Source organism: Microbacterium sp. MF43 (assembly GCF_012847295.1).
Classification (GTDB): domain Bacteria; phylum Actinomycetota; class Actinomycetes; order Actinomycetales; family Microbacteriaceae; genus Microbacterium.
In genome coordinates, this window is record NZ_JABBDY010000003.1 from 674,127 (window position 1) to 700,517 (window position 26,391).

25 protein-coding genes are annotated in these 26,391 nt (G+C 69.9%); 8 read left to right on the forward strand and 17 right to left on the reverse strand.

What is annotated here, in order from left to right; translation table 11 throughout:
• Positions 1-14: 14 nt before the first annotated feature.
• The 5 genes from HF323_RS11655 to HF323_RS11675 form a co-directional block, all read right to left on the reverse strand.
• Entirely contained in the window at positions 15-1,799 is a 1,785-nt protein-coding gene (locus tag HF323_RS11655; protein ID WP_169582722.1) for a penicillin-binding protein 2, read from the reverse strand.
• Positions 1,800-1,802: 3 nt separating this feature from the next.
• The gene (locus HF323_RS11660; RefSeq protein ID WP_169582723.1) at positions 1,803-2,396 is read right to left on the reverse strand and encodes a hypothetical protein; all 594 of its coding nucleotides are present in this window, start codon (positions 2,394-2,396) and stop codon (positions 1,803-1,805) included.
• Complete coding sequence (gene rsmH, locus HF323_RS11665) at positions 2,393-3,346, reverse strand: 16S rRNA (cytosine(1402)-N(4))-methyltransferase RsmH (protein WP_169582724.1); 954 nt, start codon at positions 3,344-3,346, stop codon at positions 2,393-2,395. Before rsmH ends, HF323_RS11660 begins: the two co-directional genes overlap by 4 nt.
• Positions 3,347-3,447: 101 nt before the next feature.
• On the reverse strand, positions 3,448-3,879 hold the full coding sequence (mraZ, locus tag HF323_RS11670; protein ID WP_169582725.1) for a division/cell wall cluster transcriptional repressor MraZ: 432 nt from the start codon (positions 3,877-3,879) through the stop codon (positions 3,448-3,450).
• Positions 3,880-4,073: 194 nt separating this feature from the next.
• A complete protein-coding gene (locus tag HF323_RS11675) occupies positions 4,074-4,439 on the reverse strand; it encodes a DUF3040 domain-containing protein (protein ID WP_169582726.1) in 366 nt (121 codons plus the stop codon).
• 64 nt (positions 4,440-4,503) lie between these two features.
• Here HF323_RS11675 and HF323_RS11680 point away from each other — a divergent pair, with 64 nt between their 5' ends.
• Positions 4,504-5,598: a polyprenyl synthetase family protein gene (locus HF323_RS11680; RefSeq protein ID WP_169582727.1), complete on the forward strand. Its 1,095-nt coding sequence runs from the start codon at positions 4,504-4,506 to the stop codon at positions 5,596-5,598.
• Positions 5,599-5,633: 35 nt separating this feature from the next.
• Here HF323_RS11680 and HF323_RS11685 read toward each other — a convergent pair whose 3' ends face one another.
• Positions 5,634-5,984, reverse strand: a complete 351-nt coding sequence (locus HF323_RS11685; protein ID WP_348981584.1) for an Rv2175c family DNA-binding protein — start codon at positions 5,982-5,984, stop codon at positions 5,634-5,636.
• A gap of 149 nt (positions 5,985-6,133) precedes the next feature.
• Here HF323_RS11685 and HF323_RS11690 point away from each other — a divergent pair, with 149 nt between their 5' ends.
• Together HF323_RS11690 and pknB are read left to right on the forward strand one after the other, a co-directional pair.
• Entirely contained in the window at positions 6,134-7,339 is a 1,206-nt protein-coding gene (locus HF323_RS11690; RefSeq protein ID WP_223169318.1) for a LysM peptidoglycan-binding domain-containing protein, read from the forward strand.
• A gap of 69 nt (positions 7,340-7,408) precedes the next feature.
• On the forward strand, positions 7,409-9,349 hold the full coding sequence (pknB, locus tag HF323_RS11695) for a Stk1 family PASTA domain-containing Ser/Thr kinase (protein ID WP_169582729.1): 1,941 nt from the start codon (positions 7,409-7,411) through the stop codon (positions 9,347-9,349).
• A 17-nt stretch (positions 9,350-9,366) separates the two neighbouring features.
• Here pknB and HF323_RS11700 read toward each other — a convergent pair whose 3' ends face one another.
• From HF323_RS11700 to HF323_RS11710, 3 genes are read right to left on the reverse strand one after another with little or no spacing between them, the layout of a single operon-like run.
• Positions 9,367-10,704: a 3-deoxy-7-phosphoheptulonate synthase class II gene (locus HF323_RS11700; protein ID WP_169582730.1), complete on the reverse strand. Its 1,338-nt coding sequence runs from the start codon at positions 10,702-10,704 to the stop codon at positions 9,367-9,369.
• Positions 10,705-10,754: 50 nt separating this feature from the next.
• Positions 10,755-11,441 (reverse strand): lysophospholipid acyltransferase family protein, encoded by a 687-nt coding sequence (locus tag HF323_RS11705; protein WP_169582731.1) that lies wholly within the window; start codon positions 11,439-11,441, stop codon positions 10,755-10,757.
• A gap of 3 nt (positions 11,442-11,444) precedes the next feature.
• A complete protein-coding gene (locus tag HF323_RS11710) occupies positions 11,445-12,380 on the reverse strand; it encodes an ROK family glucokinase (RefSeq protein ID WP_169582732.1) in 936 nt (311 codons plus the stop codon).
• Positions 12,381-12,532: 152 nt separating this feature from the next.
• Between HF323_RS11710 and HF323_RS11715 the strand changes: the two genes are divergently transcribed.
• Complete coding sequence (locus HF323_RS11715; RefSeq protein ID WP_169582733.1) at positions 12,533-14,359, forward strand: AMP-dependent synthetase/ligase; 1,827 nt, start codon at positions 12,533-12,535, stop codon at positions 14,357-14,359.
• A 221-nt stretch (positions 14,360-14,580) separates the two neighbouring features.
• Here HF323_RS11715 and HF323_RS11720 read toward each other — a convergent pair whose 3' ends face one another.
• Genes HF323_RS11720 through HF323_RS11730 form a run of 3 tightly spaced genes read right to left on the reverse strand, consistent with a single transcriptional unit; the run spans position 14,581 to position 20,111 of the window.
• On the reverse strand, positions 14,581-15,069 hold the full coding sequence (locus HF323_RS11720) for a peptide deformylase (protein WP_169582734.1): 489 nt from the start codon (positions 15,067-15,069) through the stop codon (positions 14,581-14,583).
• A 6-nt stretch (positions 15,070-15,075) separates the two neighbouring features.
• Entirely contained in the window at positions 15,076-16,647 is a 1,572-nt protein-coding gene (locus HF323_RS11725) for a MinD/ParA family protein (RefSeq protein WP_169582735.1), read from the reverse strand.
• A gap of 56 nt (positions 16,648-16,703) precedes the next feature.
• Positions 16,704-20,111, reverse strand: coding sequence for a pyruvate carboxylase (locus HF323_RS11730; RefSeq protein WP_169582736.1), 3,408 nt, complete (start codon positions 20,109-20,111; stop codon positions 16,704-16,706).
• A gap of 73 nt (positions 20,112-20,184) precedes the next feature.
• Here HF323_RS11730 and HF323_RS11735 point away from each other — a divergent pair, with 73 nt between their 5' ends.
• A complete protein-coding gene (locus tag HF323_RS11735; RefSeq protein WP_056119365.1) occupies positions 20,185-20,994 on the forward strand; it encodes a ParA family protein in 810 nt (269 codons plus the stop codon).
• Between the two features lie 4 nt (positions 20,995-20,998).
• On the opposite strand, the gene HF323_RS11740 is transcribed toward HF323_RS11735, so the two are convergent.
• A complete protein-coding gene (locus tag HF323_RS11740; RefSeq protein ID WP_169582737.1) occupies positions 20,999-21,496 on the reverse strand; it encodes an Lrp/AsnC family transcriptional regulator in 498 nt (165 codons plus the stop codon).
• A 102-nt stretch (positions 21,497-21,598) separates the two neighbouring features.
• Here HF323_RS11740 and HF323_RS11745 point away from each other — a divergent pair, with 102 nt between their 5' ends.
• Positions 21,599-22,813, forward strand: a complete 1,215-nt coding sequence (locus HF323_RS11745) for a PLP-dependent aspartate aminotransferase family protein (protein WP_169582738.1) — start codon at positions 21,599-21,601, stop codon at positions 22,811-22,813.
• A 22-nt stretch (positions 22,814-22,835) separates the two neighbouring features.
• Here HF323_RS11745 and HF323_RS11750 read toward each other — a convergent pair whose 3' ends face one another.
• From HF323_RS11750 to HF323_RS11760, 3 genes are all read right to left on the reverse strand, one after another.
• Positions 22,836-23,381 carry a MerR family transcriptional regulator gene (locus HF323_RS11750; protein WP_169582739.1) on the reverse strand — a complete coding sequence of 182 codons (546 nt, stop codon included), beginning with the start codon at positions 23,379-23,381 and terminating at the stop codon, positions 22,836-22,838.
• A gap of 105 nt (positions 23,382-23,486) precedes the next feature.
• A complete protein-coding gene (locus HF323_RS11755; RefSeq protein WP_169582740.1) occupies positions 23,487-24,179 on the reverse strand; it encodes a MerR family transcriptional regulator in 693 nt (230 codons plus the stop codon).
• Positions 24,179-24,688 (reverse strand): FHA domain-containing protein, encoded by a 510-nt coding sequence (locus HF323_RS11760; protein ID WP_169582741.1) that lies wholly within the window; start codon positions 24,686-24,688, stop codon positions 24,179-24,181. The genes HF323_RS11755 and HF323_RS11760 overlap by 1 nt, the downstream gene beginning before the upstream one ends.
• Positions 24,689-24,858: 170 nt before the next feature.
• Between HF323_RS11760 and HF323_RS11765 the strand changes: the two genes are divergently transcribed.
• Entirely contained in the window at positions 24,859-25,209 is a 351-nt protein-coding gene (locus HF323_RS11765; protein ID WP_169582742.1) for a hypothetical protein, read from the forward strand.
• 35 nt (positions 25,210-25,244) lie between these two features.
• On the opposite strand, the gene HF323_RS11770 is transcribed toward HF323_RS11765, so the two are convergent.
• Positions 25,245-25,646, reverse strand: coding sequence for a hypothetical protein (locus HF323_RS11770; protein ID WP_169582743.1), 402 nt, complete (start codon positions 25,644-25,646; stop codon positions 25,245-25,247).
• Between the two features lie 105 nt (positions 25,647-25,751).
• Between HF323_RS11770 and HF323_RS11775 the strand changes: the two genes are divergently transcribed.
• Positions 25,752-26,390 (forward strand): copper resistance CopC family protein, encoded by a 639-nt coding sequence (locus HF323_RS11775; protein WP_169582857.1) that lies wholly within the window; start codon positions 25,752-25,754, stop codon positions 26,388-26,390.
• Position 26,391: the final 1 nt, after the last annotated feature.

The window sequence follows — 26,391 nt, forward strand, 5'->3', positions numbered from 1 at the left end:
GCCGGATCGGGAGGTCACCCGAACTTGGGCAACAGCTCCGGCGCCGACGTCGAAGGCATGACGCGATAGGTCTTCAGAACCTGGGTCATGGCCTTCTGGAACGTGGGCCCGTTGGCCGCAGACGATGTTACCGTCTTGGGCTCGTCGAGCGTGACGATGACGAGATACTTCGGGTCCTCGGCGGGCGCGAATCCGACCATCGTGGTGAAGTACACGCCGCGCTTGTACCCGCCGTTGACGAGATCGGGCTTCTCACCCGTTCCGGTCTTTCCCGCGATCCGGTAGCCGGGGATCTCCACCATGTTGGCGAAGGTGGACTGCACGAAGACGTTCTCGAGCATCTTGCGCATCTGCACCGACGTGCTCTCCTTGAGCACCCGGGTCGGCTCGGGGAGCTCGGGGGCCGTCACGGTGCCATCCGCCGCCGTGCACGACTCGACGAGCGAGAGCGGCATGCGCAGGCCGTCGTTGGCGATCGCGACGTACGCGCCCGCCAGCTCGGGGACCGTCGTGGTCAGGCCCTGTCCGAAGCCGGTGTTGTAGGTCGTCTGCGGATCCCACTGATCCAGCGGATGCAGGAGACCCGTCTCCTCGCCCGGGAAGTCCACCGCACTCCCCGATCCGATGCCGAACTTCTGGAAGTACTCGTAGCGCGTCGAGGGCGCCACCTTCTCGCTGAATTTCGAGATGCCGGCGTTCGACGAGTCGACGAGCACGCCGGTCAGCGTGTACGTGAAGGCGGGGTGCTGGAAGGAGTCGATCGCCCGGGCCCCGTTGGCGAAGTACTCCTTGCTCGATGCGACGACCGTGGACGCGGGCGTCTGGCCGCCGGCATCCACCACGGTCGCCGCCGTGAGCGCCTTGAACGTCGATCCCGGCTCGAACGTGGCCTCGAAGATTCGGCTGCCTCGCACCCCTTCGAGGGCGGTCGGCTGGTTGGGGTCGATGGCCGGGTACTCGGCCGCCGCGCGGATCTTGCCGGTCTCGATCTCGACGACGAAGATCCCGCCCGACTCGGCCCGGCGGTCGGTGACCTCCTCGCCGATGAGCTGCTGAAGGTACCACTGCAGGTCGCGGTCGATCGTGAGCTTCAGGGTGCCGCCGTCCACAGCGGGCTGCTCGCGCCGAGTCCCAGGGATGACTACGCCGTCCTTGCCCTTCTGATAGGCGAGCGCTCCGTCGGTCGCCCGGAGGCAGCTGTCGTACGACTTCTCCAGTCCCTCGAGCGCGTCACCGTCGGTGCCGATGAAACCGACGAGGTTGCCGGCCACGGCGCCGTCGGGGTACGCCCGCGCGGGATGCGCGACGCAGGCGATGTACGGCGTGCGCAGGTCGACGAGCGCTCGGTACTGCTCCGTGTTCACACCGTTGCGCAGCACCGCGTAGCGCGAGCCGGGGTTCTCCGCCAGAGCGTCGGCGACGATCGCGCGCACCTCGTCGGGCGCCTGACCGGTGATCTCGGCGATCTTCGGCGACACCTCGCTCCAGGGGTCCGCCTTCGAGGTGCCCTCGGCGATGTCGTCCTCGATCTGCGAGATGAGCAGGGGATCGAGCTGGCAGTCGTATTCGAGGATGCTTCCCGCGAGCGTCTGCCCGTTCTCATCGACGATGGCGCCGCGCGTGCCGTGGAGCACCTGACCACCGGCCAGCGCGTTGTCGAGGGAGTCGGCGACGTGCGCGTCGGCGTTCACCACCTGGATGTCGACCAGCCGCACGATGAATCCGGCGAAGACGGCCAGGACGACGGCGAGGGCGACGACGGTACGACGACGCGGGCTTCGGGTGCTGCGGGTCGTCATGTCTCAGTGTGTGCTCGGGGTCGGCAGTCCGTCGGTGATCGGCGGCGGAGTGTTGACGACTCCGCCGTCCTCGACGGGCGCCGCGACCGGCGCCTTCTTCCCGCCGATCGTCGCGTCGGGGGCCGTCACGAGCGGCGTTTCGGCGATCAGCGCGTTCGGCACCGCGCCGCGGCCGATCGCCTCGATGGGCGAGCCGCCCATCGAGACCTCCCCCGCACCCAGCAGGGCGCCGTCGCTCAGGCGCAGATAGCTCGGCGACTCGTCGATCACCATCCCCAGCGCCGCGGCGTTCGCGGCGAGGTACTGCGGCGAGCTCAGCCCCGCGACCTCGTCGTAGAGGATCTGCTTCTGGTAGGTCAGGTCGCGCTGCTGCTGCGTCAGCGCGGAGATCTCGTACGTGCCCTGCGTCGTCATGATCGACAGCGCCATCTGCGCACCGGCGATGAGGAAGGCGCCGAGGACGGCGACGACACCGTAGAGGAGCTTGGGGCGACGACGGCGGGCGGGCGCTTCGACCGCGTGCAGGCGACGACCGGGACGCTCAGGACGGACCGGGACGACTGAAGGCGCGCGCAGCGCATTGGTCGCGGTGCTCATGCGTCCTCCCTGACTCGTTCGGCGGCGCGAAGCCGCACCGGGGTCGCCCGCGGGTTGACCGCGCGCTCCTCGTCCGACGCCAGTTCGGCGCCCTTGACCAGCAGACGGAACTTCGCTGCGTGCTCGGGCAGCTCGACCGGCAGGCCTCGCGGAGCCGTCGATGCCGAGGCATCCGCGAACTCCCTCTTGACCAGGCGGTCCTCCAGCGACTGGTACGACAGCACGACGATCCGCCCGCCGACCGACAGGAGCCGCAGCGCGGCGGGAATGGCGCGCTCCAGCACCGAGAGTTCGCGATTGACCTCGATGCGCAGGGCCTGGAACACCCGCTTGGCAGGGTGCCCGGCGCGCTGCACGGCGGCGGGCGTGGCCGCCTGGAGGATCTCGACGAGCCGCCCCGACCGCTCGATCGGAGCCTCGGCCCGCGCCGCGATGATGGCGCGGGCGTAGCGTCCGGCGAGCTTCTCCTCGCCGTAGCGCTCGAAGATGCGGCGCAGATCGCCCTCGCCGTACGTCGCGAGCACCTCGGCGGCGGTGGTGCCGCTGGACTGGTCCATGCGCATGTCGAGGGGGGCGTCCTGCGCATACGCGAAGCCGCGATCGGCCACGTCGAGCTGGAGGGACGAGACTCCGAGGTCGAACAGGATGCCGTCGACCTTGGCGTGCCCGGCACCTGCGACCGCCTCAGCGATGCCGTCGTAGACGGTGTGCACGAGAGTGACGCGATCGCCGAAGCGCGCCAGACGCTCGCCCGCGATGCGCAGAGCGTCGGTGTCGCGGTCGAGTCCGACGAGGTGGACGCCGGGGAACCGCTGGAGGAAGGCCTCGGAGTGGCCGCCCATGCCGAGCGTCGCGTCGACGAAGACCGCGCCGTCGCGCTGCAGCGACGGCGCGAGCAGCTCGACGCAGCGGTCGAGCATGACGGGGGTGTGGATCTCGTGGAGGTTCATGATCGATCGGGGCCGGGTCCCTCGGTCCTGATCCCCATCCGCTCCGACCTGGCGCCGGGGAAGTGCGTCAGGGAGGGCGGCTGGGAGTCAGGACCGAGGGCTCAGAAAAGGCCCGGGATCACCTCCTGCTCCAGCTCGGCATAGCTCTCTTCGTTCGCCTCGGCGTAGCTGTTCCACGCGTCGGCGTTCCAGATCTCGGCGTGGGCGCCCACGCCGGTGACGACGAGGTCGCGCTCCAGGCCGGCGTAGGCGCGCAGCGGAGGGGGGATCGTGATGCGGTTCTGGCTGTCGGGCTTCTCCGCGCTCGCCCCCGAGAGGAACATGCGCAGGAAGTCGCGGGCCTGCTTGTTGGCCAGCGGCGCCTCGCGGATCCGCTCGTGCACGCGCTCGAACTCCTGCGTGCTGAAGACGTAGAGGCAGCGGTCCTGACCCCGGGTCACGACGACACCCCCGCCCAGGTCGTCGCGGAATTTCGCCGGAAGGATGACGCGACCTTTGTCGTCGAGCTTGGGAGTGTGCGTGCCAAGAAGCATCGGCTCATCACTCCCCCTTCGTCCGGCCCCCGCAGGATGTGCACCACATTACTCCACTTTCCTCCACTTTGCTATGGATTCGTGGGCCGATTCCTCCCCCGCTCTCCTGATCGACGTCGAAGGCCCTCGTTCAGGCAAAGAAAAAAGCACCGACCCGAAGGTCGGTGCTTGATCCTGCTGTCAGGCGGTCGCCGTCAGCGCTCGCCTTGGCGCTTGTCCCATCTGTCGTTCATGCGGTCCATGAAGGACGTTCCCTGGCGCGTCGGCGTCGGCTTCGCCGGCTCGACACGGACGGCGCCCGAGCCGCGCGTCGGCGTCACGGCGAGGATCACTCCGCCCAGCATGACGACGAACCCGACGACCCCCACCACGATCAGAGGAAGCGAGACGCCGACGATGAGCCCGCCGAGACCGAGGAGCACGAGGATCGTCCCGTACACGATGTTGCGATAACTGAGGCTGCGACCATCGCGCGGCGCGCTGACGACATCCGCGTCGTTGCGCATCAGATGGCGTTCCATCTCGTCGAGCAGACGCTGCTCCTGTTCGGAGAGTGGCATGCATCCCCCTCTTTAGCTCGAGTACCAAGATTCTACGCGTGCCGTAGATCACTAGGCTAGGCCCGTGTCACGCTCTGCAGACCCGGTCGAAGCCATTTCCCAGCGTCTGGACACCTTCATCTCGGCGCAGCGCGCGCACGCGGCCGGACTGGGCTCCGAAGCCGGCCTCTTCATCGGGGCCGCGGCGGCGGCGGCCGCCGGCGGCAAACGCCTTCGCGGCCGGTTCCTGATCGCCGGGTGGAGGGCGGTGGAGGAGGCCTCCGCCCGATCCGCCGTTCCCCCCGCCGAGGTGGTGGCGGCCGCGGGAGCGCTCGAGATCTTCCACGCCGCCGCCCTCGTCCACGACGACGTCATCGACAACTCGGATACGCGCCGCGGCCGCCCCGCCGCGCACCGCGCGCTCGAGGCCTCACATCGCGAGGCCCAGTGGACGGGGGATGCCGCGGCCTTCGGACGCTCGGGCGCGATCCTGCTCGGCGACCTCCTCGTCGCCTGGAGCGACGACCTCTTCGAAGAGGCGCTGGAGCTCACTGCTCCCGAACGCGCCACGGTCGCCCGCGCAGAGTACGCGGCGATGCGCCGTGAGGTCACGATCGGGCAGTTCCTCGACATCGCCGAGGAGTCGGCCTTCCTCACCGAGCCCGATGAGCGTCACGCCGACCGCGCCCTGCGCGTCGCCTCCCTCAAGTCGGCCCGGTACAGCATCCAGCAGCCGCTCGCGATCGGTGCGGCGCTGGCGGGAGCGGATGCCGCGCAGACGGCTGCTCTCGCGGCCTTCGGCCACCCTCTCGGCATGGCGTTCCAGCTGCGCGACGACGTGCTGGGCGTGTTCGGCGACGAACGGGAGACGGGCAAGCCCTCGGGCGACGACCTGCGCGAGGGCAAGCGCACCGTTCTGATCGCCTACGCCCGCGAGGCGCTCGCGCCGCCGGCGCGGCGCATCGTGGACGAACTGCTCGGCGACCGGTCGCTGACCGGTGAGCAGATCGCCTCGCTCCAGCGCACCATCGTCGAGACGGGTGCCCTCGACGGTGTCGAATCCCTCATCTCCGAATACGCCCGCGATGCGGAGCGCTCCCTGTCGGGCGCACGACTCGGCGATGCCGCGGTGAGCGAGCTGCGTGACCTCGCGCGTGCCGCGACGGTGCGAGTCACCTAGGCGAACCCGCCCGGTGCGACGGCGCCGAAGGTGACTCAGGCCATCGTCTGGGCGACGCGGCGCACCTCGGCCTTGCGCCCTTCGATCAGCGCCTGAATGGGCGGGACGCCGATCGACTCCTCGGACGTCAGCAGCCAGTCGATCGCCTCGTCGTCGGAGAATCCGGCGTCGTGAAGGACGATGGCTGTTCCCCGCAGCGACGGGATCGGATGCCCGTCCTTGATGAACACGGCCGGCACCTTGAGGGCCCCGTCGCGTCGCGAGCCGATGAGGTGGGACTCGTCGAGGAAGCGGCGGACACGGCCCAGCGGTTCGCCGAGCACCTCCACCAGTTCGGGCAGGGTGAGCCAATCGGTCTCGATGCGCGAAGCGTCGTCAGCTGTCACCCAGCCACTATCCCACTCCCGTGCGCACCCGCGCACGTCGGTGCCGAACCTCATCCGTCACAGAATTCACATCTGCCCCTCATCTCACAACCGTTGACACGCGTATACATCCGTGTCACGGTTCTGGGAGTCCGAAGAGGGGGAATCTCTTGCGACCCGATACTCGAACCCGCGGCATCCGCTCCTTCACCGCCGCCCCCGCCGCCGTCTGCGGATCCATCGCGCTCGTGCTCACGGCGGCGCCGGCGCACGCGGCGGATCCTGCCTCGGCAGAGCGGATGCAGCGCCCGCTGTCGCTGGATGCGACCGTTCGCACGCCGATGGCCACGAAGGCTCCTGCCCCCACCACCGCGATCCCCTCGCGTGCCGTCGCGCTGGCGAACCGGCCGGCGACCTACACCGTGCAGCGCGGCGACACCGTGTCGGCCATCGCCGCGCGGTTCGGACTGCGCACCGTCGACGTCCTCGCGCTCAACGGGCTGTCGTGGAGCTCCGTCATCTACCCCGGTCAGGTGCTCACGCTCGTCGGCGGTGCCGCCGTCACCCCGGCTGCCCCCGCCGCGCCGGTCGCGGCATCCGTCGTCCACGCCGTCCGGCCAGGCGACACCGTCTCGGCCATCGCGAAACGGCACGGCCTCAGCGTCCCGACGGTGCTGAAGGCGAACGGCCTGAGCTGGTCGTCCATCATCTATCCGGGCCAGAAGCTCACGATCCCGGGCAATGCCGCGCCTGCGGCCTCGGCGCCTGCGGCACCCGCCACGCCCGCTGCGCCCGCCGCCCCGACACCCGCCGCAGGGTCTTACGTCGTGAAAGCGGGCGACACCGTCACGTCGATCGCCTCCCGGCACGGCGTGACGATCCAGGCGGTCCTCGCCGCGAACACGCTGCAGATGTCGTCGATCATCTATCCCGGGCAGAAGCTCGTCATCCCGCCCCAGGGAGGACTCGGGCTCGACGCCGAGCAGATCGACAACGCGCGCCTCATCATCCAGATCGGACGGGAGCTCGGCGTTCCGGATCGCGGCATCGCGATCGCGCTCGGCACCGCCATGCAGGAGTCATGGATCCGCAACCTCGACGGGGGCGACCGCGACTCCCTCGGGCTGTTCCAGCAGCGCCCGAGCACGGGATGGGGCACCGCGGATCAGGTGCGCGACCGGGTACGGGCCACCCAGGCGTTCTACGGCGGACCCGCCGACCCGAACGGGACGCGCACACGCGGTCTGCTCGACATCCCCGGTTGGCAGAGCATGACGTTCGCGCAGGCGGCGCAGGCCGTGCAGATCTCGGCGTATCCGGATCGTTACGCGCAGTGGGAGAAGCCTGCTCACGCCTGGCTCGCGGCACTCGGATGATCCAGGTCCTCCACGTCACAGGGTGAGCCGCTCCGCAGCCTCGCAGGTACGCGTCCGTAGACTTCTGCCGTGAGCACGAGTCAGCAGACGGATCCGCTGATCGGCCGTCTGGTCGACGGCCGATACCGCGTCCGTGCTCGCATCGCGCGGGGTGGCATGGCCACGGTGTACGTGGCGACCGATCTGCGCCTCGAGCGTCGCGTCGCCCTGAAGGTGATGCATGGCCACCTGAGCGACGACACCGTCTTCCAGAGCCGCTTCATCCAGGAGGCGCGCGCGGCCGCCCGATTGGCCGACCCCCACGTGGTGAACGTGTTCGACCAGGGCCAGGACGGCGACATGGCCTACCTGGTGATGGAGTACCTCCCGGGCATCACGCTGCGGGAGCTGCTGCGCGAGCAGCGCCGGCTGACCGTGCCGCAGGCCGTCTCGATCCTCGACGCGATCCTGTCGGGGCTGGCCGCCGCGCACCGCGCCGGGATCGTGCATCGCGACGTGAAACCCGAGAACGTGCTCCTCGCCGAGGATGGCCGCATCAAGATCGGCGACTTCGGCCTGGCCCGCGCCACCACCGCGAACACGGCGACAGGCGCGCAGCTGCTCGGCACGATCGCCTATCTCGCGCCCGAACTCGTCACACGCGGCACGGCCGACGCCCGCAGCGACATCTATGCGCTGGGCATCATGCTCTACGAGATGCTGACCGGCGAGCAGCCCTACAAGGGCGAGCAGCCGATGCAGATCGCGTTCCAGCACGCCACCGACTCGGTGCCGCGGCCCAGCGTGAGGAACCCGGGAGTTCCCGAGCCGCTCGACGAGCTCGTGCTGTGGGCGACCGAGAAGAATCCCGACGACCGCCCGTCCGATGCACGCGAGATGCTCGACCGCCTGCGCGAGATCGAGCGGGAACTCGCGATCACCCCCGTGGTGACGCGCACCGCGGCGCCGGGCGCGCATGACGACGGCATCCCGTCCGGCGAGCTCACCGCGGTCATGCCCGCGGCGGTCATCACCGACCCGACCCTCCCCGTCGAGGAGGTCGACAACGCGACCCGCCTGCGGAGTGCGGCCAAGCGCCGGCGCGCGAAGGGCGGCTGGATCGTCGCGCTCGTCATTCTGCTGGCCGCTCTCGCCGGGGGTCTGGGCTGGTGGTTCGGCTCCGGTCCGGGTTCGCTGGTCGCGGTGACGGATGTCTCGGGCATGACCTTCGCCGAGGCGCAGCAGCGTCTCGCCGAGGACTCCCTCGTCGCCGTCGAACGCGGCGAGAACAGTCTCGAGATCGAACCAGGCCTGGCCATCGGCACCGATCCTCCCAGCGGCACGCGCGTCGACAAGGACGCCGAGATCGTCGTGCTCATCTCGCTCGGCCCGGCCGAGGCCACGCTCGAATCGATGCTCGGCAAGGACAAGACCGAGGTCGCCGGGATCCTCTCGGCGGAGGAGATCACGGTCGACGGCGAGCGGGGCTTCTACACCGAAACGCCCGCGAACGGGATCGTCGGCGTCATGATCCACCCCCGCGACGGCAGCGAGGACGTGCCGTGCGGTGAGGGCTGCACCGTGCATCAGGGCGACTCCGCGACGCTGTGGGTCTCGCTCGGACCGCTGCCGGGGGTTCGCGGCCAGGATCAAGGCGCCGCGCGCGCCACCCTGACCGACGCGCAGCTCGAGGTCTCCGAGGACGTCATCGAGCAGGCCAGCGACGAGATCGCCGAAGGGCTCGTGATCGGCACGAGCGAGCGCGAGGGCGGCGGGTGGTGGCGCCCCGGTGACGAGATCACCCTCATCGTGTCGACCGGTCCCCCGCTCTTCGAGGTGCCCGATGTCGTAGGCATGTCGCGCGACGAGGCCATCGGAGCTCTCGAGGGTGCGGGATTCCAGGTCGACTACTCGGCGCTGTGGGCTCCGTTCCCCGACGAGGTCACCGAGGTCTCCTCATCGGATCCCGAGGCCGGCGCCATGCTCGAGAAGGGCACCCGCATCTACATCGAGATCACCGTCAGCGGCTGACCCGCTGACGGGCGTGCTCAGCGCTTCTCGAGCTCCTCGGCCACGAGGAAAGCGAGCTCGAGGCTCTGCATGTGGTTCAGGCGGGGGTCGCACAGGCTCTCGTAGCGGGTCGCGAGGGCGGCCTCGTCGATCTCCTCCGAACCGCCCAGGCACTCGGTGACGTCGTCGCCGGTGAGCTCCACGTGGATGCCGCCGGGGAACGTGCCCACTGCGCGATGCGCCTCGAAGAACCCGCGCACCTCGTCGACGACGTCGTCGAAGCGCCGGGTCTTGTAGCCCGTCGGGGTCGTGATGCCGTTGCCGTGCATCGGGTCGGTCACCCACAGCGGCGTCGCGCCGGAGTCCTGGACGGCCTCCAGCAGCGGGGGCAGCGCGTCGCGGATCTTACCGGCGCCCATGCGCGTGATGAACGTGAGCCGCCCGGGCTCGCGGTTCGGGTCGAGCTTGTCGATGAGCGCGAGCGCCGTCTCTGCCGTCGTCGTCGGGCCGAGCTTCACGCCGATCGGGTTGCGGATCTTCGAGAAGTAGTCCACGTGCGCGCCGTCGAGCTCGCGCGTGCGCTCGCCGATCCACAGGAAGTGCGCCGAGGTGTTGTACGGCAGGTTCGTGCGCGAGTCGATGCGCGTCATGGGGCGCTCGTAGTCCATGAGCAGACCCTCGTGACCGGTGTAGAACTCGACGCGCTTCAGCTCGTCGAAGTCGGCGCCCGCGGCCTCCATGAAGCGGATCGCACGGTCGATCTCGGTCGCCATGCGCTCGTACGCCTGGTTCGCCGGGTTCTGCGCGAAGCCCTTGTTCCACGAATGCACCTCGCGGAGGTCGGCGAAACCACCCTGCGTGAACGCGCGGATCAGGTTGATGGTCGACGCGGCGGTGTGGTACCCCTTCAGCAGCCGCTGCGGGTCGGCCTGACGCGAACCCTCGGTGAAGTCGTAGCCGTTGACGATGTCGCCGCGGTACGCCGGCAGCGTCACGTCGCCGCGCGTCTCGGTGTCGCTCGAGCGGGGCTTGGCGAACTGGCCCGCCATGCGGCCCATCTTCACGACCGGCATCGATGCGCCGTAGGTCAGCACGACCGCCATCTGCAGGACCGTCTTGATGCGGTTGCGGATCTGCTCGGCGGTGGCGCCGGCGAAGGTCTCGGCGCAGTCGCCCCCCTGCAGCAGGAAGGCCTGTCCCGACGCGGCGCGCGCGAGCCGCTCGCGCAGATTGTCGACCTCGCCCGCGAACACCAGCGGGGGCAGGGTCGCGAGTTCGGCGGATGCCGCAGCCACCGCGTCTGCGTCGCGCCACGAGGGCTGCTGCTTGATGGGCAGGGTCCGCCAGTGGTCGAGGCTGTCGAGCTGCTGAAGCATCCCTCGATTCTAGTCGCGGGCCGACGCCGTCCCGGCCGTGTGACGTGCGCTCAGCGCTTGGTCACCAGACGGTCCTTGACGGTCGACGCGTAAACGTCTTCGTACTCCTGCTCTCCGAGCCGCTGCAGGGCGACCATGATCTCGTCGGTGATGGAGCGCAGGATGTACCTGTCGCCCTCCATGCCCGCGAACCGCGAGAAGTCCAGGGGCTCGCCGATCACGACGCCGACGCGCACGACGTTCGGAAGGCGCTGGCCGATCGGCATCATCGTGTCGGTGTCGACCATGACGACGGGGACGACGGGGACATGGGCCTCGAGCGCCATCCGCGCGATGCCCGTGCGGCCCCGGTAGAGCTTGCCGTCCGGGCTGCGCGTGCCCTCGGGGTAGATCCCGAGGAGCTCGCCGTTGCCCAGCACCTGGAGGCCGGTGTTGAGGGATGCCTCGGACGCCTTGCCGCCGGAGCGGTCGATCGGCAGCTGGCCCGTCCCCTTGAAGAACATCCGCGTCGCCCAGCCCTTGAGGCCCTTGCCGGTGAAGTAGTCGCTCTTGGCCAGGAAGGCCACGGGGCGATCGATCATGAGCGGCAGGATGATCGAGTCGACGAAGGACAGGTGATTGCTCGCCAGGATCGCACCGCCCTCGATGGGGATGTTGCGGCGGCCGACGATCCAGGGCCGGAAGATCGCCTTCACGATCGGTCCGATCACCACGTACTTCATCAGCCAGTAGAACATCGCTCAGCCCTCCGCGCCCGCCAAGTCGGCTGCGCCGATGAGGCCGGCGTCGTTGACGAGCTGAGCGATCGCGAACTCCGCCACCGGGCGGTCGCCGTACCCGGGAAGCGACGTCTCGTACGCGAGGCGCACAGGTGCCAGCAGATCCTCGCCGAGCTGCGCCACTCCCCCGCCGATCACGAAGAGCTCGGGATCGAGAACCGCCTGGAAGCCGCCGCACGCCTCGCCGAGCGCGGTCGCGACACGGCGGAGAGCCTCGGTCGCACCGGGGTCGCCGGCGAGCACGAGGCGCGAGACGGCGGGCCCGCTGATGGATCCCTTCTCGTCGCGCAGAGCGGCGAGGGCGCTGCCGATGCCCCCCTCATCGGCGATCGCGTTCGCCTCGCGCTGCAGGGCGCGTCCCGAGGCGTACTGCTCGAGGCATCCGTTCTGCCCGCACCCGCAGCGGAGGCCGTCGCGGATGAACCGCGTGTGGCCGAGCTCGGCGGCGATGCCGTGGCCACCGCGGAAGAGCTCGCCGTCGAGGACGATCGCCCCGCCCACACCGGTGCCCATCGTCAGCATGACCATGTTGTCGACGTCGCGCCCTGCGCCGAAGCGGAACTCCGCCCAGCCCGCCGCGTTCGCGTCGTTCTCGATGGCGATCGGGACATCGATGCCTGCCTCGAGGCTGGCCTTGAGCGGCTCGTTGCGCCACGCGATGTTCGGCGCGTGGATGACGGTCGCGCGGTCGCGATCGATGAATCCGGCGGCGGCGACGCCGACGGCGACGATGTCGTGCTCGGCCGAGAAGTGCCGAGCCATGTCGATCACGGCCGCGGCCAGCTGCGCCGTGTCAGCAGGAGTGTCGACGCGCAGCTTCTCGAGAATGCGGCCGTCGGGGTCGACGACGCCTCCTGCGATCTTGGTTCCGCCGATATCGATCCCGACCTTGAGCACCGCGCTCCTCTCCGGCCGCCGCGGTCGCGACGGCGCCATGCAGTCTATCTGCGCGTCGCCGTCCCTGCCCTCTGCCGGCACGTTGCCTTCAGCGGATTAGACTCGGAGGAGATCGACCCGAGATTCATCCATCCGGTACCGAAGGAGCTGCCGTGGTTCAATTCGAAGTCCCCGCCATCGTCCCCGCCGATCCCCAGGCGAACGTGACGGACCTGCTCGCCGAGCGGGTGAAGGCCACTCCCCAGCTGGCTCTGTTCGCCGTGCCCGAAGGAGACGGCTGGCGCGACATCACCGCGGCCGACTTCCAGAAGCAGGTGATCGCGCTCGCCAAGGGCTTCGTCGCGTCGGGCATCGAGCCCGGCGACAAGGTCGCGTTCATCGCGCGCACCACGTACGACTGGACGCTCGTCGACTTCGCGCTGTTCTACGCCGGCGCCGTCATGGTGCCGGTCTACGAGACCAGCTCCCCGTCGCAGATCAGCTGGATCCTGACGGATTCCGGCGCAGTGGCGTGCATCAGCGAGTCGGCCGACCACTCTGCGCGCCTCGACGAGATCCGCGCCGACGTCCCCCTCATCCGTTCGACGTGGGAGATGCAGCGCGGCGACCTCGACAAGCTCGTCGCCGCCGGCAAGGACGTCACCGACGACGAGATCGAGCGACGCCGCAACATCGCGGTCGGTGCCGACATCGCCACGCTGATCTACACGTCCGGCTCGACCGGTCGCCCGAAGGGCTGCGTGCTGACCCACAGCAACTTCGTCGAGCTCACCAGAAACTCGGCGAAGGCACTCGCCGAGGTCGTCGCGAAGCCCGGCGCGTCCACGCTGCTCTTCATCACGACCGCGCACATCTTCGCCCGGTTCATCTCCGTGCTGAACATCCACGCGGGTGTGAAGACGGGTCACCAGCCCGACACGAAGCAGCTCCTTCCGGCGCTCGGGTCGTTCAAGCCGACCTACCTGCTGGCCGTCCCGCGTGTGTTCGAGAAGGTGTACAACTCGGCCGAGCAGAAGGCCGAGGCCGGCGGCAAGGGCAAGATCTTCCGCGCCGCGGCCCACACCGCGGTCGAGCACTCCCGCCTCCTGCAGGAGGGCAAGAAGGTGCCCTTCCTCACGAAGATCAAGTTCGCCCTGTTCGATCGGCTCGTCTACAGCAAGCTGCGCGCGGCGATGGGCGGCAACGTCGAATACGCCGTGTCGGGCTCGGCCCCGCTCGGGCCCCGCCTCGGGCACTTCTTCCACAGCCTGGGCGTCACGATCCTGGAGGGCTACGGTCTCACCGAGACGACGGCGCCTGCGACGGTCAACCTGGCGACCAAGTCGAAGATCGGAACGGTCGGCCCGGTGCTGCCGGGCGTCGGCATCCGCCTCGACGACGACGGCGAGATCCAGGTGCGCGGCATCAACGTGTTCAAGGAGTACTGGCGCAATGCCGAGGCGACAGCTGCCGCCTTCGACGGCGACTGGTTCAAGACCGGCGACATCGGCTCGTTCGACCAGGAGGGCTTCCTCACCATCACGGGCCGCAAGAAGGAGATCATCGTCACGGCGGGGGGCAAGAATGTCGCTCCTGCGGTTCTCGAGGACCCCATCCGCGCGAACCCGATCGTGGGGCAGGTCGTCGTCGTGGGCGACCAGAAGCCGTTCATCTCGGCCCTGATCACCCTCGACCCCGAGATGCTCCCGACGTGGCTGGCCAACAACGGGCTGCCGGGCGACATGCCGATCGCCGACGCCGCTCAGAACGAAGCCGTGCGCGCCGAGGTGCAGCGGGCGATCGACGAGGCGAACAAGCACGTCTCCCGCGCCGAGTCGATCCGCAAGTTCGCGATCCTCCCGACGGAGTGGACCGAGGCGAGCGGCCACCTCACGCCCAAGATGAGCATCAAGCGCAATGTCATCGTCGACGACTTCGCCGCCGACATCGAAGAGCTCTACAGCGTTCCGGTCAACACCTCGAACGTCTCGCTCTCGTAAGAGACGGCGGCGGATGCCTCGGCCGACCCCCGGTCGTCGAGCGGGCAGAGCGAACCGAAACGCCTCGGACTGACGGACGACGTCGGCCCGGGGCGTTTCGTCTCGCTCGCTGCGCTCGCTCGCTCAACGGCCGGAAGTCCGCCCGCGGTCGTCGAGCGAGCGCAGCGAGACGCACCGCATCCCACCCCGGTCGTCGAGCGAGCGCAGCGCGACGAGACGCGTCAGAACCAGTCGGACTCGCGGATCTCGCGCATGGCGACGCGGCGCTCCTCGGGCGTGAGTCGCTTGAGGTAGAGCATGCCGTCGAGGTGATCGGTCTCGTGCTGCAGGGCCTGCGCCAGGAGACCCTCGCCCTCGAGCACGACCTCGTTGCCGTCGAGGTCGATGCCGGTGACGCGTGCCCACGGGTGGCGAACCGCATCGTGCCACAGCCCGGGCACGGAGAGGCATCCCTCCCCGATCGCCTCGGGCTCTCCCGAGACCTCGAGCACAGGGTTGAGCACGTAGCCGACCTCACCGTCGACGTTGTAGCTGAAGGCCCGGAGCCCGACGCCGATCTGCGGTGCCGCGAGCCCGGCACGTCCGGGCAGCTTCACCGTGTCGAGGAGGTCCTGCACGAGGGCGCGCACACCCTCGTCGATCTCGCCGATCGGAGCGCTGGGCGCGGTGAGCACGGGGTCGCCGAAGACCCGGATGGAACGAACGGCCATCTCGCGCTACGCCACGGCGAGGGAGCGAAGGCCCTCGACCACGGTGGCCGCCAGATCGCGCGCCGCCTGGCGCGTCGCCGGCTCGAGGTCGCGGAACACGATCGCGCTCCCCGCGGCGATGTGGGCGTCGTACGGCACCCGCACGACTGCGCGCACCCGTGTGCGGAAGTGAGCCTCGAGCTCCTCCAGCTGCACCAGCGGGTTGCCGGGGCGCGAGTTGTTGAGCACGACCACGGCGCTGCGCACCTTCTCTGCGTAGCCGTTGGTCTCGAGCCAGGTGAGCGTCTCGGATGCGAGGCGCGCCTCGTCGACGCTCAGCCCCGCGACGATGATCAGCTGGTCGGCGAGCTCGAGCGTCGCCCCCATCACCGAGTGGACGATGCCCGTGCCGGTGTCGGTGAGCACGATCGAGTAATAGTGAGCCGCGAGGCCGGCGACGTCACGGTAGTCGCTGTCGTTGAAGGCTTCGGATACGTGCGGGTCGGTGTCGGAGGCGACCACATCGAGCCGCGTCTCGTCGCGCGCGACGATGCCGGACAGGTCGTTGAAGCCGACGACGTCGCCGCGCGCACGCACGAGGTCGCGCACGGTCTTGCCGCTGGTGCGCGTGATGCGCTCGGCGAGCGTGCCACGGTCGGGATTCGCGTCGACGGCGATCACGCGGTCGTCCCGCGCATCGGCGAGAGCCATGCCCAGCAGCGTGGTCACGGTCGTCTTGCCCACGCCTCCCTTGCGCGACAGGACCGGCACGAATCGCGCACCGCCGCTGAGGGGAGCGGCGATCCGGCGGTCGAGCTCCTTGCGTGCGCGGGCGCGCTTGCCGTCGCCGAGGTTGATGCGTCGGCCCGAGATCGAGTACACGAGGTGCTGCCAGTAGCCCTCGGGCTCGGACTTGACCACGTGATGCGGGTCGAGCAGCCGATCGGCGGTCAGCAGATCCGCCGTCTCGCGATCCGCCTCGAACTCGCCGAGGCGCTTGGAGGAAAGGTTGACGTCGCGACGGGTGTAGGCCCGCTCGGCGATCTGGGTTCGCTCGATGGCCTCGGGCTGCGGGCTCCTCGCGGCGGCCGGAGCCGGCGCGGCCGCTGTGGCGGCGGGAGCGGGGGCCGGAGAGGTGGCCGCGGGTTCCGGCTCGGTCGCGGCCACCGTGGCCTGAACCACGAGCTCATCGAACGACGGCTCGGCGGCGACGGATGCCGAGGCATCCGTCCTCTCGAACGTCGGCTCCGGGGCCGCATCGAACGCGTCGTCGTGGACGAGCTCGGCGTCGGTGATGTCCTCCATCGGCTTCCAGTCGTCGACGGACCCCTCGATCGTCCACTCGTCGGCGTCGGCCGGAAGGTCGACGATCTCGGCTTCTGCCGTCTCGGCCGGGATCTCCACGACGAAGGGCACCTCGTCGCCGATCACGTCGTCGTCCCCGAAGTCGTCGTCGCTCTCGCCCGACGGCAGCGCGACGTTCACCTGCGCGGTCGAACCGCCGAGGATCCCGATGCCGGCGGTCTCGATGCTGCCCGTGTCGGACAGCACGCCGTTCTCGGACTCTTCGGGCGTGTGGTCGGGTCGATCAGGCGTCACTGCGGAGTTCTCCAAGACAGAGCGGAGGCGATTTCGGGCGGGTGCCGCCTTCCAGGCTACTGCGCGGGACGGATCACGACCAAAAGGTCCCCCGCATCGACCTGCTGCGTCTCGCTGATCGCGAGGCGCTCGACGACGCCGTCGACGGGGGCGGTGATCGCCGCCTCCATCTTCATCGCCTCGATCGACGCGACCGGCTGACCCGCGCTCACGGTGTCTCCGACAGCGGCCTTCAGCGTCACCACGCCGGAGAAGGGCGCGGCGACCTGGCCCGGCTTCGACGTGTCGGCGCGTTCGGCCTGCTTGATGTCGACCTTGATGCTGCGGTCGCGCACGAACACCGGTCGCAGCTGGCCGTTGAGTGTGGTCATCACGGTGCGGATGCCCTTGTCATCCGCTTCGCCGATCGCTTCGAGCCCCACATACAGCTGCACACCCGGGTCGATCTCGGCGACGTGCTCCTCGCCGGGCTTCAGCCCGTAGAGGTAGTCCGGGGTGCCGAGCGAGGACAGGTCGCCGTAGGCGGCGCGGTTCTTCTCGAACTCCTTCGCCGGGCCGGGGAAGAGCAGGCGGTTGAGGGTCCGACGACGCTCGACAGCGTCACCCGCCAGGCTGGTGCGTTCGTCGTCCGTCAGCGGTGGGACGTCGATCGACACCGTGCGGCCCGCGAGCACCTTCGTGCGGAAGGGCTCGGGCCAGCCACCCGGCAGGTCGCCGAGCTCGCCGGCCATGAAGCCCACGACGGAGTCGGGGATGTCGTAGTTCTGCGGGTTCTGCTCGAAGTCGGCTGGATCGGCGCGCACCGCGACGAGGGCCAGCGCCAAGTCGCCGACGACTTTCGACGACGGCGTCACCTTCGGGATGCGGCCGAGCAGACGGTCGGCCGCGGCGTACATGTCCTCGATCAGCTCGAAGTCGTCGGCGAGGCCCAGTGCGATCGCCTGCTGCCGCAGGTTCGAGAGCTGACCACCGGGGATCTCGTGGTGGTACACCCGGCCGGTCGGCGCGGGCAGCCCCGACTCGAACGGGCGGTAGAGGTGCCGCACGGCTTCCCAGTAGGGCTCGAGGTCGCTCACGGCCTGCAGATCGAGACCGGTGTCGCGATCGGTGTGGGCCAGCGCAGCGACGAGCGCCGACAGGGAGGGCTGGCTCGTCGTTCCCGACATCGGGGCGGCCGCGGCATCCACCGCGTCCACACCCGCGGCGCTCGCAGCGAGCAGCGTCGCGAGCTGACCGCCCGCGGTGTCATGCGTGTGCAGGTGCACCGGCAGGTCGAAGCGCTCGCGCAGCGCCGTGACGAGCTTGGCGGCGGCCGCGGGACGCAGCAGGCCGGCCATGTCCTTGATGGCGAGGACGTGCGCGCCCGCGTCAGCGATCTGCTCGGCGAGACCGAGGTAGTAGTCCAGCGTGTAGAGCCGCTCGGCGGGGTCGAGCAGGTCGGCGGTGTAGCAGAGCGCGACCTCGGCGACCGCCGTGCCCGTCGCGCGCACGGCGTCTATCGCGGGGCGCATCTGCGACACGTCGTTGAGCGCGTCGAAGATCCGGAAGATGTCGACGCCCGTGGCCGCGGCCTCCGTGACGAACGCGTCGGTCACCTCGGTCGGACGCGGGGTGTAGCCGACCGTGTTGCGGCCGCGCAGCAGCATCTGGATGGGGATGTTGGGCATCGCCTCGCGCAGCGCGACGAGACGCTCCCACGGATCCTCCGCCAGGAAGCGGAGCGCGACGTCGTAGGTCGCTCCGCCCCAGGCCTCGACCGAGAGGAGCTGCGGTGTCATGCGGGCCACGTGCGGGCCCACGCGCACGAGGTCGCGGGTGCGGACGCGGGTCGCCAGCAGCGACTGGTGCGCGTCGCGGAACGTCGTCTCGGTGACCGCCAGCGCGGTCTGCTCGCGCAGCGCGCGGGCGAAGCCCTCGGGCCCGAGGGACCGCAGGCGCTCGAGCGATCCGGCCGGCGCCGGAGCGGCGAGATCGAGCTCGGGGAGCTTGCTGCCGGGAGACACCGACAGCGGCTTCTCACCGTACGGCCGGTTCACGGTCACATCGGCGAGCCAGGCGAGAAGCTTCGTGGCGCGGTCGCGCGACGGGTTGCTGGTGAGCAGCTGCGGCCGCTCGTCGATGAACGATGTGCTGATGTCGCCGCTCACGAACGACTCGTCGTCGAGCACCGCCCGCAGGAACGGGATGTTGGTGGAGACGCCGCGGATGCGGAACTCCGCCAGCGCGCGTCGCGCGCGCGTGACGGCCGCCGGGAAGTCGCGCGCCCGGCACGTCAGTTTGGCGAGCATCGAGTCGAAGTGGGGGCTGATCTGCGACCCTGCCGCCGTGGTGCCGCCATCGAGGCGGATGCCGGCGCCGCCAGGCGAACGGTAAGTCGTGATGCGCCCGGTGTCGGGGCGGAAGCCCTGCGCCGGGTCCTCGGTGGTGATGCGGCACTGCAGCGCGGCGCCCCGCAGCTGGATCTGGTCCTGGAGCAGCCCGAGGTCGGCCAGGCTCTCCCCCGCCGCGATGCGCATCTGCGACTGCACGAGGTCGACATCGGTCACCTCTTCGGTCACCGTGTGCTCGACCTGGATGCGCGGGTTCATCTCGATGAACACGACCTCGCCGGTGCGCGGGCCCGCGGTCTCGAGCAGGAACTCCACGGTGCCGGCGTTCTCGTAGCCGATGGAGCGGGCGAAGGCGACCGCGTACGCGTGGAGGGAGTCCCGCACGGCCGGATCGAGGTTGGGAGCCGGCGCGATCTCGATCACCTTCTGGTGACGGCGCTGCACCGAGCAGTCCCGTTCGAAGAGGTGGACCGTCTCGCCGGTCTTGTCGGCCAGGATCTGCACCTCGACATGCCGCGGCCGCTGCACCGCCTGCTCGAGGAAGACGCGGGGGTCTCCGAAGGCGCTCCCCGCCTCGCGCATCGCCTCCGCGAGAGCGGGGGCGAGCTCCGCGCGCTGCTCGACGCGCCGCATGCCGCGGCCGCCGCCGCCGGCGACGGCCTTCACGAAGATGGGGAAGCCGATCTCGTCGGCCTGCGCGACGAGCGCGTCGACGTCGTCGGATGCCTCCGTCGAGCGCAGCACGGGGACACCCGCGGCGATCGCGTGGTGCTTGGCGGTGACCTTGTTGCCCGCCATCTCGAGGACCGAAGCGGGGGGACCGATGAAGACGATGTCGTTCGCGGCCGCCTTCTCGGCGAGCTCGGGGTTCTCGGAGAGGAAGCCGTAGCCGGGGTAGATCGCGTCGGCGCCGGACTCCTTCGCGACGCGGATGATCTCGTCGACGTCGAGGTAGGCGCGGACCGGATGCCCCTTCTCGCCGATCTCATAAGACTCGTCGGCCTTCTGGCGGTGGAGTGACCCACGGTCCTCGAAGGGGAACACCGCCACGGTGCGCGCGCCCAGCTCATAGGCCGCGCGGAAGGCTCGGATGGCGATTTCGCCTCGGTTCGCGACGAGGATCTTGCGGAACATTCGACCTCCGGGTGCAGCGGTGCGGGCGGGCCTGAGTGTCCTCTCAGCCTAGGGGACGGTAACGTGGTGCCTTGTGCACGTCCTTTCCGTCAGCTCGCTCAAGGGTGGTGTCGGCAAGACGACCGTGACTCTCGGACTCGCTTCCGCGGCTTTCGCCCGCGGTGTCCGCACGCTCGTCGTCGACCTCGACCCGCAGTCCGACGTGTCGACGGGCATGGACATCCAGGTGGCCGGACGACTCAACGTCGCCGACGTCCTGGCCAATCCCAAGGAGAAGACGGTCCGGCAGGCCATCACCTCCAGCGGCTGGGCGAAGGTCCACCCGGGCACGATCGATGTCATGATCGGCAGTCCGTCCGCGATCAACTTCGACGGCCCGCACCCGAGCGTCCGCGACGTGTGGAAGCTCGAGGAGGCCCTGGCCACCATCGAGGCCGACTACGACCTCGTCCTGATCGACTGCGCGCCGTCGCTCAACGCCCTGACCCGCACGGCGTGGGCCGCGAGTGACCGCGTGATCGTCATCACCGAGCCGGGGCTGTTCTCGGTCGCCGCCGCCGACCGCGCCCTGCGCGCGATCGAGGAGATCCGCCGCGGTCTCTCACCGCGCCTGCAGCCTCTCGGCATCGTCGTCAACCGCGTCCGCCCGCAGTCGATCGAGCACCAGTTCCGCATCAAGGAGCTCCGCGACATGTTCGGCCCGCTCGTGCTCTCGCCGCAGCTGCCCGAGCGCACGTCGCTCCAGCAGGCGCAGGGGGCCGCGAAGCCGCTCCACATCTGGCCGGGCGACTCCGCTCAGGAGCTCGCGGCCGACTTCGACTCGCTGCTCGACCGGGTGATGCGCACCGGCCGCATCCCGGTGCCCGGCGAAGCCCGCGCCTGACCGGCTAGAGCGGGCCGAGCACGCCTCCGCCCTGCCGCGCCTCGAAGATGAGCTGTGTCTCGGTCTTCGTGACGGCAGCATGACTCGTGATGTGCTCGAGGATGAGGTCGCGCAACCGCTCCGGACTGGCCACGGCCACGTGCACGTGGAAGTCGTTGTCACCCGCGACGTGCGCCACCGACAGCGCCCCGGGGATACCCACCAGTCGTTCGAACAGCGCGTCGATGTGCTCTCGGCTGTGGCTCGCCAACTGGACCTGGATGACCGCCTGGATGGGACGCCCGACCGCCCCGAGGTCGACGCGCGCGCTGATGCTCGAGATGATCCCCGACTCGCGCAGCGCCCTGACCCGGTAGGCGCACGTCGACTCGGCCAGGCCGACGCGTGCGGCGAGCGAGGCGTTCGTCATCCGCCCGTCCTCGATGAGGGCGGCGAGGATCGCCCGGTCGGTGGCGTCGAGGCCGACGGCCCCGACCTGCGGATTCTTCGGCGGCTGCGGCATCCGCGTCTCCCTTCTTGTGGATTCTGCAACTCATACTGACTTCTGAGCCCCACAGCAGCAAGCTGGCTTGCCGAGTCCTGCGAAATCACCGAAGATCTCACCATGGCACCGAAGACGCTGCACCCCGATACCCTTGCCGTCCACGCCGGCCGCGACGACCTCGCCGGCCTGGGCGTGCACGCACTCCCCCTCGACCTGTCGTCGACCAATCCCCTTCCCGGGATCGACGTCGGCGGCCTGTCGTACGAGGTTCTCGCCACCGGCGGCCAGCCGCTGGAGGGTGGCTCGCACGTCTACGCGCGACTGTGGAACCCGACGGTGGCGCGCTTCGAGGACGCGCTCGCCCGGCTCGAGCACGCGGAGGAGGCCGTGGCCTTCTCGTCCGGGATGGCGGCGGTGACGGCCGTGCTCCTGGCGCTGTCCCACGAGCAGGGCAAGCGCCATATCGTCGCAGTGCGGCCCCTCTACGGCGGCACCGATCACCTGCTCGCCTCGGGACTGCTCGGCGTCGAGGTGACGTACTGCGCGCAGGATGCCGTCGCCACCGCGCTGCGCGACGACACCGCCCTGGTGATCCTGGAGTCCCCCGCGAACCCGACGCTCGAGCTGGTCGACATCCGCGCCGTCGTGGCGGCGGCGGGCACCGTGCCGGTGCTCGTTGACAACACGTTCGCGACGCCGGTGCTGCAGCATCCGCTCGACCTGGGAGCCTCGCTGTCGCTGCACAGCGCGACGAAGTATCTCGGCGGGCACGGCGATGTCGTCGGGGGCGTCGTGGCCTGCGATGCGGCTACGGCCGCCGCCCTGCGGCGCACGAGGGCCATCACCGGCGCGATCATGCACCCCCTCGCGGCGTACCTCCTGCATCGCGGCCTGACGACCCTGCCCGTGCGCGTGCGCGCACAGCAGGAGACCGCTCGCGCCGTCGCTCGCTGGCTGAGGACGCGGGACGAGATCACACGCGTGCACTTCCCCGACTTCCCCGAGTGCGACCCGCAGGGTCTCGTCGGGAGGCAGCAGTCGGGACCGGGCGCCATGATCGCGATCGAGCTCGTCGGCGGTTTCGAGGCTGCGAGCGCACTGACCGCATCGGTGGAGCTGTTCACCCACGCCGTCTCGCTCGGGAGCGTCGACTCGCTCATCCAGCACCCGGCCGCGCTGACCCATCGCCCGGTCCAGAGTGAGGCGAAGCCGTCGGATGCCCTCGTGAGGCTGTCAATCGGGCTGGAAGATGCCACCGACCTCATCGGCGACCTGGGGCAGGCTCTGGACGCGATCGGAGCAAGCCGTCAGCCGGTCGAGGCGATGACGGTCTGAGCAGCAGGGAGCGCGCGGCGCGTCAGGCGGAGCGCGCCGCGCGCCGCGCGGCCAGCTCGTCCATGGTCTCGGGCGCCTGCGCGTCGAAGTCGACGAGCTCGGACTCGACCTCGCGCAGCACCTTGCCGACCGCGATGCCGAACACGCCCTGTCCGCGGCTGACGAGGTCGATGACCTCGTCGTTCGATGTGCAGAGATAGACGGACGCGCCGTCGCTCATGAGCGTCGTGCCGGCGAGGTCGCGGATGCCGGCGGCACGAAGCTGCTCGACCGCGGTGCGGATCTGCTGCAACGAGATGCCGGTGTCGAGGAGACGCTTGACGAGCTTGAGCACGAGGATGTCGCGGAAGCCGTAGAGGCGCTGCGATCCCGAGCCACTCGCGCCCCGCACCGTGGGCTCGACGAGTTCGGTGCGGGCCCAGTAGTCGAGCTGGCGATACGTGATGCCGGCGGCGCGAGCGGCGACCGCGCCGCGGTAGCCCACCTCGTCATCCATCGCCGGAAGGCCGTCGGTGAAGAGGAGTTCAGCGACGAACGGTTCGCCCTCGGCCGCTTCTCGAGCAGTCATGCTCGCCCCCCTCCGGAATCGGATACCTCCACGCTAGATCAGCCACCCCGGTCCAGCAATGACATCCGCGACAACGCCCCCGGCGTGTCGCGCGAATCGCCGTCGTCAGGACAGCAGCTTGTCCAGCGCGCTGCGGACGAAGATCGAGCGGACGTCGTCGAGGCGCTTGGCGAGCTCGGGCGCCAACTCGCTCGCGCGGCCACGGGACGAGGCATCCGTCCTCCGCAGCAGCGGCGCGAGAGCCTGCTCCACCAGCGCGACGTCGCGCTCGGCGTTCTGCCGCAGAGCGCGCACGTGGCGCGGCTCGATGCCGTGCCGGTCGAGCGCGACGAGCGCGCGGAGGAGCGCGACGGACTGCTCGGTGTAGGCGTCGGATCCGGCCATCACCCCGGTGCTGATGGCGTCGTTGAGCAGCTGCGGCGCGGCACCGGCCGCGGCGAGCAGCTCGTCACGCCGGTAGCGCCGCGGCGCGGGCACGATCGAGGGCGGCGGAACGGACGTCGGGGTCGCCGGCTGGCGGCCGGAGTCGACGTCGTCGAGATATTCGCGGATCACGACGAGCGGCAGGTAATGGTCGCGCTGCAGCGTGAGCGCGAGCCTCAGCCGTTCGAGGTCCGCCTGCGAGAACTTGCGGTAGCCGGACTCGGTGCGCGTGGGCGTCACGATTCCCTGCACCTCGAGGAACCTCAGCTTGCTGGACGTGAGCGAGGGGAATTCGGGCGACAGCCGGGCGAGCACCTGCCCGATGCTCAGAAGCCCCGCGGACGACGGGCGTTCGCGGGCGGAAGCGGCCGGCATCAGGCGTCCGCGGCCTGAGACAGGTCAGCGGGCGAGACGAAGAAGTTGAGCCGGAACTTGCCCACGCGCACCTCGGCGCCGTTGCGCAGGATGGCGCGGTCGACACGCTCTCCGTTGACGTAGGTGCCGTTGAGCGAGCGCTGGTCGACGAGTTCGAAGGTCGCGCCCGTGCGGGTGATCTCGGCGTGACGACGCGAGACGGTGACGTCGTCGAAGAAGATGTCGGCCTCGGGGTGACGACCCACGGTCGTCACGTCGGTGTCGAGGAGGTAGCGGGCTCCCGCCGTCGGACCGGAGCGCACGAGAAGGAGCGCCGCGCCGCTGGGCAGCGCATCGATCGCCTCGAGCTCGGCGTCGGCGAGGTCGCTGCCGAACGGTACGAACGACAGGTCCGAATCGTGACCGAAGGTCTGCGTCGTGTCGGTGCCGCGATCGGGGGTGCTCGGGTTTCCCGCTGAGCCGGAAGCCCTGCGGATGTCGCCCTCATCGGGTCGGCGGTGTTCCTCCACGGTGGTCCTCCTCTGCGTGTCAGCCTATCCGATCACCCGCGCCGCGAAGGCGGTGAATCGGACCCGACACCCCGATCCGTATGTTTCGCCGCGTGTCGGCCGGGATGCCGGGGGGACGACGGCCGACCTAACGTGGGTTGAAGATCGAACCTACGAGAAGGAGCCCCGCCGTGTCGAGCCAGCATCGTCCCCTCCCGCCCCTCGAGGTGCGTGAGCGTGCGACGTGCATGTGCGACTACGGCTCGGCCTGCTCCTCGTTCGCCCCCGGCCACGCGCTGCACCTCATCCAGTCGCGGCTCGCCTCGGCGACGCCCTCGGAGTGGTCGGACGCGATCGTCGAGCACGCCGACGCTGCTTCCGGCGTCATCCTCGTGCGGACGCTCGAGGGCGGCGAGCCGGTCGCGCTGTGGAACGGCGCGGGAGCCTCGCTCGTGCTCTCGCCAGGCGCCCCGGTCGCGCTGCACGGGCGCTATCACGTCCTCGCTGCGGGACGCGAGCGCTTCAACGTTCTGCGCCGCTGATCCCCGGAGGCCCGACGCGAACGGGCGAAGGCCGCTCAGGCGGCCTTCATGATCATGCTCCTGACGTCCATGCACGCGTCCATGCACGCCTTGCAGGCCTGAGCGCACATCTTGCAGACCTCGCTGTGGTCGGCATGTTCCATGCACTCGTCCATGCACAGCTGGCACATCGCGATGCAGGCGTCGAGCATCGACATCATCGTTGCCGGGGTCATGCCCTGCATGCGCATCATGGCGCGCATCATCGTGTTGCACATGTCGGCGCAGTTCATGCACGCGGGGGCGCACGACATCATCTGCGTGGAGCACACCGTGCAGGCCTGCTCGCACGCCGAGCAGGCGTCCATACAGGCCTGCAGCACCGACATGTCCATCGTGTCCATGCCCGGCATCGACATCATGTCCTTCGACATGGCGTCCATCATCGTGGAGTCCATCTCTCACCTCGCTGACGCTTCGTCGGCGGGCAGGGGCACCCGCGTGGCGCCATGCTAGACCTCGCGAGGCCCGGATCGAAGGGGGCGGATAGGCTCGATCGGGTGATGTCACGAGGAATTCACACACGCCCCGCCGCCCGCTGGACCGCGCTTATCGCGACCCTCCTGGCGACGGCCGCCCTGCTGCTGCCCGGCTCCCCCGCCGCAGCTCACGACGAGCTGCTGGGCAGCGATCCGGCCGAGGACTCCACCGTCGGGACCCTGCCCGACGAGCTGACCCTCACCTTCAGCGGGAGGATCGCGACCGACCCGGGCGCCTCGGAGGTCGAGGTGACGGATGCCTCGGGCGCATCGCTCGTCGACGCCGACCCCGTCGCCGAGGACAACACCCTGACGCAGGCGCTCACGGGCGAGGCATCCGGTGCCGTCACCGTGCTGTGGAAGGTGGTCTCGAGCGACGGACATCCCATTTCGGGCGAGTTCACGTTCGAGGTGAGCGGCAGCGGCGGCGAGCCTTCGGCGACCGCCACGACCGAGCCGGAGCCGTCCGGTTCGCCCGAGCCGACCGCGCCCCCGGCCGACGAGGCGTCGAGCTTCGACGACGTGTGGCCCTGGGTGCTCGGGGGCCTGCTGCTCGCCGCGGTCGGCGGCGGCCTCGTCGCCCTCTTCACCGTCCGCGCCCGGCGGGAGCGGACGCCCGGCGGCGAACCGCAGCCCGGATCGGCGCCCGGCGACGAGCACTAGG